A 7,264-nucleotide genomic window follows, 5' to 3' on the forward strand; every position below is an offset into this window, starting at 1 on the left:
TTTAAAAAATAATTATAGTCATTGGAGGTGGCGTTAGTTTATTTTGTCTTGATGCCAATCAAGGTATGGCAGAAAATAGGCTATCTTATGTTTTCTCACTTTAGGATTTCCTGTTTCAGTTAGTTCAAAACGTAGTGCTTCAATATTATCAAAAATAGCTTGATAGACTACTCCACAATGTAATCTCAACATATATTGACCAGCACTGAGCCAATCTCCAGGAATTTGGACCACAGCACGGTATTGCCCAGGAATTCGGCGATCCAACAATTCAAGATTAGTGTCTGTATCCTCAGTACTAATTAAAGGAGAGCCATCTGCTGCATGAATAATTGCTGACACCACAGATCCATAGGTTACTTCTCGAACCACATAATCTATGATAATTTTAAATCCCTGGCGAACATCTAGTAGACCGATATCTGAATGCAATTTAGCTTTTAATATTTGCATGGGTTTTGTGTTGTAAACCTCAGTTTCCCAAACTTGATTTTCAGTATAGCCCTCATTTATATAGCTTGCTACAACTTTAGGGGTTTGTCCAATCATTCTTAAGTTACCTTGATTAATCCATAAAACCTTATCAGTTAAAGTAGATATAGCACCCATGTTATGACTAACAAATAATACGGTTCTCCCCTCTTGACTTACTTCACTCATTTTCCCCAAGCATCTCTTTTGAAATTCACTATCACCTACAGCTAGCACTTCATCAACCACTAAAATTTCAGGTTCCAGGTGTGCTGCTACGGCAAAAGCCAATCTCACATACATGCCAGATGAATAACGCTTTACTGGAGTATCTAAAAATTTCTCAACTTCTGCAAACGCTACGATTTCATCAAACTTTTTCTGAATCTCTACTTTACTCATTCCTAAAATAGCACCATTAAGGTAGATATTTTCTCTACCTGTTAGTTCTGGATGAAATCCGGTTCCGACTTCTAATAAACTGGCGACTCTACCTTTAATGTGAACTTTACCTGTTGTGGGTTCGGTGATACGGCTTAAAATTTTTAATAAAGTTGATTTTCCGGCACCGTTGCGACCAATGATACCAACCCGATCGCCTCTATTAATCTCAAAAGACACATCCTTCAAAGCCCAGAACTCCTCCCGTGATGGTTTTTCCCGCTTTTCACTTCCTCCTTTTACTATAGTACGTCCCAAGGATTTTACTCCATTAGCAATCACGTCTCTAAGAGCAGTATAGGGTTCTTGTTGCTGATGGCGGATCAAATATTTTTTACCTAAATTCTCAACTCGGATTATCGGTTCAGACACGCTTCTAACTCTCCTACCTTATTAAATGACATCAGCAAAAGTACGTTCCATCTTGCGGAAATACCAGACCCCCCCAATACAAAGGTATCCCACTAGAATCACTGACAATACGAATCCAGGTAGGTAAAGTTGAGCATTTCCTAGAATAGCCCAACGAAAACCATCGATTACTCCCACCATTGGATTTAATGAATAAATTAACCGCCATTGATCGGGAACAACATTACTACTAAAACCGACAGGAGAAATGTACAAGCCGAATTGGACAAGAAAGGGAACTATATAACGAAAATCTCTATACTGAACGTTTAATGAAGCTAACCACAAACCTGTACCCATCGCCGCAGCGAAGGCAATAAATACAAATAACGGTAATAGTAAAATTTTCCAGGTAGGAATGAAGTTGTACCAAGCCATGAGTCCTAGCAAAATCATTCCAGAAATCAAGAAATCCACAAAACTAACAATAACTGCGCTTGTGGGAACAATGAGGCGAGGGAAATAAATTTTGGAGATTAGATTGGCGTTTCCAATGAGGCTACTACTGCATTCAGAAAGGGCACTGGCGAAGAATTGCCAGGGGAGCATGGCTGAAAAGACGAGGATGGGGTAAGGCGCTCCATCTGAAGGGAGTCCGGCTAATTTACCAAAGACGATGGTAAAGACAACCATAGTTAGAAAGGGGCGGATTAAAGCCCAAGAAATACCGATCGCCGTTTGCTTGTACCGAACCAGGATATCTCGCCATGCCAAAAAGTAGAATAACTCGCGGTAGCGCCACAGGTCTTTCCAATATTCCCGCTCTGTCCTTCCGGCTTCTATTACAATTTCCGTTTGACTGGAATAACTCATACGATCGCCTATGGCTCTAGAAAAGTTTAACCTTGGAAGATAAAACAGTAATCAACCGTAGACAGTAGCACAAGTTGGCAAAGTTTTCCAAACTGTGTCATTCTGTCTCCTCTGTATACAGTGGTGAAATCTCTCTTTCCAGATTACGCTCAAAAAAAATTGAGCAGACTTATACTGATGCAAATCCGGATTACTCCTTTCACAGTCCATAAACGCTTTGCCCTGAACATCAGTCGGGGAAGCCATACCCAAAACACCAACATCTGGGTGAGTGTCGAACAGGATGGAATTACGGGATGGGGAGAAGCCACGCCCTTTTCCACGGGAGGCAAGGGTCAAAAGACTGGAGAGATTGTAGCAGCTTTGGAGCAAATTGTACCTATTCTCTATCCGTTAAGTCCCTTAGAGGGGCAGAAAATCCGAGCCACTCTAGCTAAATCTGGACTTTCTCTACCTTCTGCGGTGCAAGCGGCTCTAGATATGGCGTTTTATGATTGGCTCGGAAAATCAGTAGGGCTTCCCCTGTGGCAACTGTGGGGATTGGATCGCCAGCACATGCCTTCTACCTCGGTTACGGTTGGCATTAGCAGTCCAGAAGCGGCTCAAGAACGACTGCGCCATTGGTTAGAACTTACCCCTGTACACTATCTGAAGGTTAAACTGGGTAGTCCGGAAGGGATAGAGGCCGATCTCGCCATGTTGAACGCCCTTCTACAGGTGGTTCCTGAAGGCTGTAAGGTCTATGTGGACGCGAATGGAGGATGGAACTTAAACGAAGCGATTACCATGGCTCAAACCCTGAAAAAATGGGGGATTGAGTACATCGAGCAACCCCTACCTCCAGGTCAAGAACAAGATTTAGCCCAACTCTACGAAAAATCACCTCTGCCCATCTTTGTCGACGAGAGCTGTTACACCCGCACTGATATCCCTGTCTTGGCCGATCGCATTCACGGCATTAACATCAAACTGATGAAAGCTGGGGGACTCAGTGAAGCTATGGCCATGATCCACACGGCCCGCGCTTGTGGCTTACAAGTGATGTTAGGGTGTTACTCAGACAGCAGTTTGTCAAATACAGCGGCTGCTCATTTGGCCCCCCTAGTGGATTATCTGGACTTAGATAGCCATCTAAACTTGATCGATGACCCCTTTATTGGAGCGACTCTAGAAAATTCTCGGCTGATGCTCAATACTCAACCTGGTTTAGGAGTAATTCGTCATGATGGTTGATTTCCCTAATTTACTCGCCCCAAACCGTCGTGTGGCGATTCTGCTCCATGGGGGACTTCAAGGAACGGCGGGTAAAACGGGACTGTCCCTGATTCGCTACAGTGAAGCGAATATTGTGGTTTTGATTGATGAAGAGAGTGGGGGACGATCGCTAGAAGAATTAACGGGAATTAGCCATAATATTCCCATTGTGGCCAATATAAGCGAAGCCTTGAACTATGAACCCGAAGTATTAGCGATCGGTATCGCTCCCTCGGGTGGCGCTTTGCCAGAACCTTGGGTTAACGAAATTCAGCAAGCGGTTGAAGTTGGACTTTCTGTAGTTAATGGACTCCATACTCCCCTTGCGCCCCAATTTCAATCTTTTCTGAAATTGGGGCAAATGATTTGGGATATTCGTCAAGAACCGAAACATTTAACCATTGGCAGAGCGAAAGCACGAGAGTTAGCCAATACCCGGGTGCTGACGGTGGGTACAGATATGTCCATTGGTAAAATGTCCACGAGCTTAGAATTGCATAGAGCCTCCCAACAGCGCGGGTTGAAGTCCCATTTTATCGGCACAGGACAGGCGGGAATTATGATTGCGGGTAAGGGAGTGCCTTTGGACGCGGTACGAGTAGATTTTGCGGCTGGAGCTATTGAGCAGCAGGTGTTAACCTATGGCACTGAGGCTGATATTCTCCATATTGAGGGTCAAGGGTCACTGTTGCATCCCAGTTCTACGGCTACCTTGCCCTTAATTCGAGGGTCTCAACCGACGGGTCTAATTTTAGTACATCGTTGGGGACAAACCCAGATCCGTCATGCTCCCCAGGTGGCTATTCCACCGCTTCCTGATGTGATTGATCTTTATGAGCGGGTGGCGAGTGTAGCAGGAGCGACTGAACCGATACGGGTAAAGGCGATCGCTCTCAATACCCATAAATTTAGCAAAGAAGAAGCCGATCGCGCGATCGCCGAGATCCAAAACCTTACCGGACTTCCCTGTACAGACCCCATCCGCTATAGTGCTGATTACCTCCTAGATGCCCTTCTCAACCCTAACTCAACCTCTGGATGATTGATCCCTTTATCCTTCCCAACTCCAATCTCATTCTAGGAGCTATCCTGCTTGCCCTCTGTGCTGTTGGCTATTGGGCAGAACAAACTCGCCGAGGAACGCCCCCCCTAGCTGCTCTGCTGGTTCTCTGTCTTGCGAGTCTGTGTACTCATCTGGGATTCACTCCCACCAGTGCCCCCATCTATGCAGTCATTGCTACCTACGGCATCACGCTAGCCATTCCTCTCATTCTCTCCCAAATCAATTTACGGGAACTAGCCACCCATGCCAAAGCTACTCTCCTTGTCTTTGCTTGTGGCATGGGCGGCACAATCTTAGGATCTATCCTGGGCTTGATCCTCTTACCCTTAGGAGACGAAAGGGGAAAACTGGCCGCTATTTTTGTTGCTCAGTATATCGGTAACTCCCTCAATGCCGCCGATGTCGCTTCTGCCCTAGACTTTCAAGGGGCTATTCCCCTGGAAACAATTAACACGATCGATCGCCTGATTGCCAGTCTCTTTATTCTCTTCTGGCTCCTGATCTCCATCATTCCTGGTATCCGTCGCTTCTTTAGCCCCCATCAAGAGGATTGGGGAATTCGGTTTGGCAGCGCTCCCGTCCCCACCATTCTCAAACAAACAGCTCCCACCCGCTTTGATTTAGCCCTAGCCTTAGCCGCTAGTGGGATGTCTGCTCTATTGGGCTATGCGATCGCTACTTTTATTCGCTTACCCGGTAGTGAACTCTTCTTTACCGCCATTATCGTGATTATTTTAACCCAGGTTTTTTCGACAACGAGCGATCGCCTCGCTGGAATCGAAGAATTTGGCGCACTCGCGATCCTTCTCTTTTTCTCCACCCTAGGAGCCACCACCAGCATCCCAGAACTTCTGGCACTTAACCCCATACTGCTGCAATTTGCTGGTATTATCCTCCTCACTCACCTAGCAATTATCCTCCTCGCTGGCAAACTCCTCAACATAGAATGGGCGGACATTCTTATTGCTTCCAACGCCAGTATTGGCAGCGCCACCCTAGGAGTTGCCATGGCTGTCGCTCAACGTTGGGAAACCCTGATTATCCCCGCCATTATTTGTGGCACAGTTGGCTCCATTTTGGCTAATCCCATTAGTCTCATTTTGGGACATTTACTCTCCTAATCATTAACCCTTAATAACTAATAATTTGGTAAGCTATTCCTGTTAATTTTTACCCCCATTTCTATGTCTCCTGAACTCATGCAAACCACCCTCAACGGTTACTTCACCCAAATGAGTGCCATGAACCCTGAAGGGTGGGCTGAACTCTTTACCCCCGATGCCACGATTGCCGATCCAGTGGGCAAACCTCCCATCATTGCCCATGAAAAAGCTACTGCATTTTTCCAATTTCTCGCCCAATTTTATGATCGTCTAGAAATCACGCCTGAAACTCCCTTTATTTCCGGTACAGGTGCAGCCGTAAAATGGCAAATGAACGTCATTGCTAAAACTGGAAAAACAGCCCAAACGGAAGGAATCAGTGTATTTGAATTCAATGAAGCGGGTAAAATAACGGACTTAGCTTCCTATTGGGATGAACCTGGACTTATTGCCCAACTCAAAGGCGCTTAAGTTGTAGCTAGAAACCCGGTTTCTACCAGAAACCCGGTTTCTATTTCTCAATCTAAGAACGAGTCGCTTCTAAAATACGAGAGTAATAAAACCGAGTTTTCATCATCGCATTCCGTTCCACCTTAAAGCCATATTTCTCTAAACTGGCAATCACATCCTTTTCCTTATGCATATAAGCGCGAGTCGTTTTAGAAGGACCAGGGAAAAAGCTACCAATTTTCTTCAAAATTGCCAAAGCACAAGTTTTCGGCGCAAAACTGAGAATCACCCGTGATTTGGCCAACGAGCAGAGATGACCAATCATTTCATCCGCTTTTTCATGGGGATAATGAATCAGGACATCCAGGCAAATGACGCTATGATATTCACCGTCCAGTTGCTCCAAATCTTGGGTCTTAAATTGAATATTATTCAGATTGTCTAAAGTATCTTGAGCGCGAGTTTCGGCTTCACCCACCATTTTTTCCGAGATATCACTGGCAAAAACCTGAGCGCCAGCTTTAGCCAAGGGAATGCTGAGGCTCCCGACTCCACATCCAGCATCACAGATGGACAGTTCACTGAGGTTATTATCAGCTTTTAGCCAGTCTAGAACCGTGTCTACCGTTTGCTGATGGCCTTTACGGATATCGAGTTGAACGCGGTTCACCTCATCTGTACCGTAAATTTTCCGCCATCGGTCAAAACCAGTTTGGTTAAAGTAGTCTTTGACAATGGTCTTATCGTCTACTAGGTTTTTCTCTTCTGCCAGGGTCATAGGAATTACAGGACGTTGTACACAGGATGGGACAGTCTCCAATTGTTTACCATACCACGATTGGGGTGGCTGCAATGTGAGTCAGGCTGGCTATTAGGTAAAAACCCAATTCTATGTTAACTGTAAGTTATTCTCCTATTCTGACAATCTTCTGTTAGAAAGGGTCACAGAACTAAAGAGAGAGGCTCCTTGCCAAAACTGAGTATTCTTGTTTTCCAGATTCTAAAAATAACATCATTTATCAATGATCGCTCAATCGGCAATTGTTAACCACGCAGGAACAAAGAAAGCTCTAGAGTAATGAGTTGACAGTGACTTTGAGTATCCCATACGATAAATGATACAGCGCTTTGCGCTGTTATGATGGACAGTAACAACAATGAGTAAACCAGTTTTTTAACGGTTCAGGATTAATCAACTTTATAGCTACGGATAGGAGGATATCAATCATAGCACTGGTAGTAGGAGCAAAACCTAAGA

At 44.9% G+C, this 7,264-nt stretch carries 7 protein-coding genes; 4 read left to right on the forward strand and 3 right to left on the reverse strand.

Going from position 1 to position 7,264, the window contains the following annotated elements; genetic code table 11:
* Positions 1-33: 33 nt before the first annotated feature.
* Together J7545_RS00800 and J7545_RS00805 are read right to left on the reverse strand one after the other, a co-directional pair.
* The gene (locus J7545_RS00800; RefSeq protein ID WP_318701439.1) at positions 34-1,284 is read right to left on the reverse strand and encodes an ABC transporter ATP-binding protein; all 1,251 of its coding nucleotides are present in this window, start codon (positions 1,282-1,284) and stop codon (positions 34-36) included.
* 21 nt (positions 1,285-1,305) lie between these two features.
* On the reverse strand, positions 1,306-2,136 hold the full coding sequence (locus J7545_RS00805; protein WP_318701440.1) for an ABC transporter permease: 831 nt from the start codon (positions 2,134-2,136) through the stop codon (positions 1,306-1,308).
* Positions 2,137-2,313: 177 nt separating this feature from the next.
* On the opposite strand from J7545_RS00805, the gene J7545_RS00810 reads away from it, so the two are divergent.
* The 4 genes from J7545_RS00810 (at position 2,314) to J7545_RS00825 (ending at position 6,027) form a co-directional block, all read left to right on the forward strand.
* The gene (locus tag J7545_RS00810) at positions 2,314-3,369 is read left to right on the forward strand and encodes a dipeptide epimerase (protein WP_318701441.1); all 1,056 of its coding nucleotides are present in this window, start codon (positions 2,314-2,316) and stop codon (positions 3,367-3,369) included.
* Positions 3,359-4,432 (forward strand): DUF1611 domain-containing protein, encoded by a 1,074-nt coding sequence (locus tag J7545_RS00815; protein WP_318701442.1) that lies wholly within the window; start codon positions 3,359-3,361, stop codon positions 4,430-4,432. Before J7545_RS00810 ends, J7545_RS00815 begins: the two co-directional genes overlap by 11 nt.
* Complete coding sequence (locus J7545_RS00820; protein ID WP_318701443.1) at positions 4,429-5,574, forward strand: DUF819 family protein; 1,146 nt, start codon at positions 4,429-4,431, stop codon at positions 5,572-5,574. Before J7545_RS00815 ends, J7545_RS00820 begins: the two co-directional genes overlap by 4 nt.
* Before the next feature lie 63 nt (positions 5,575-5,637).
* Entirely contained in the window at positions 5,638-6,027 is a 390-nt protein-coding gene (locus tag J7545_RS00825) for a nuclear transport factor 2 family protein (protein WP_318701444.1), read from the forward strand.
* 52 nt (positions 6,028-6,079) lie between these two features.
* Here J7545_RS00825 and bchM read toward each other — a convergent pair whose 3' ends face one another.
* The gene (gene bchM / locus J7545_RS00830; protein ID WP_318701445.1) at positions 6,080-6,784 is read right to left on the reverse strand and encodes a magnesium protoporphyrin IX methyltransferase; all 705 of its coding nucleotides are present in this window, start codon (positions 6,782-6,784) and stop codon (positions 6,080-6,082) included.
* Between the last annotated feature and the right edge of the window lie 480 nt (positions 6,785-7,264).

Origin of the sequence: Roseofilum sp. SBFL (genome assembly GCF_017746885.1) — a bacterium.
Lineage (GTDB): Bacteria > Cyanobacteriota > Cyanobacteriia > Cyanobacteriales > Desertifilaceae > Roseofilum.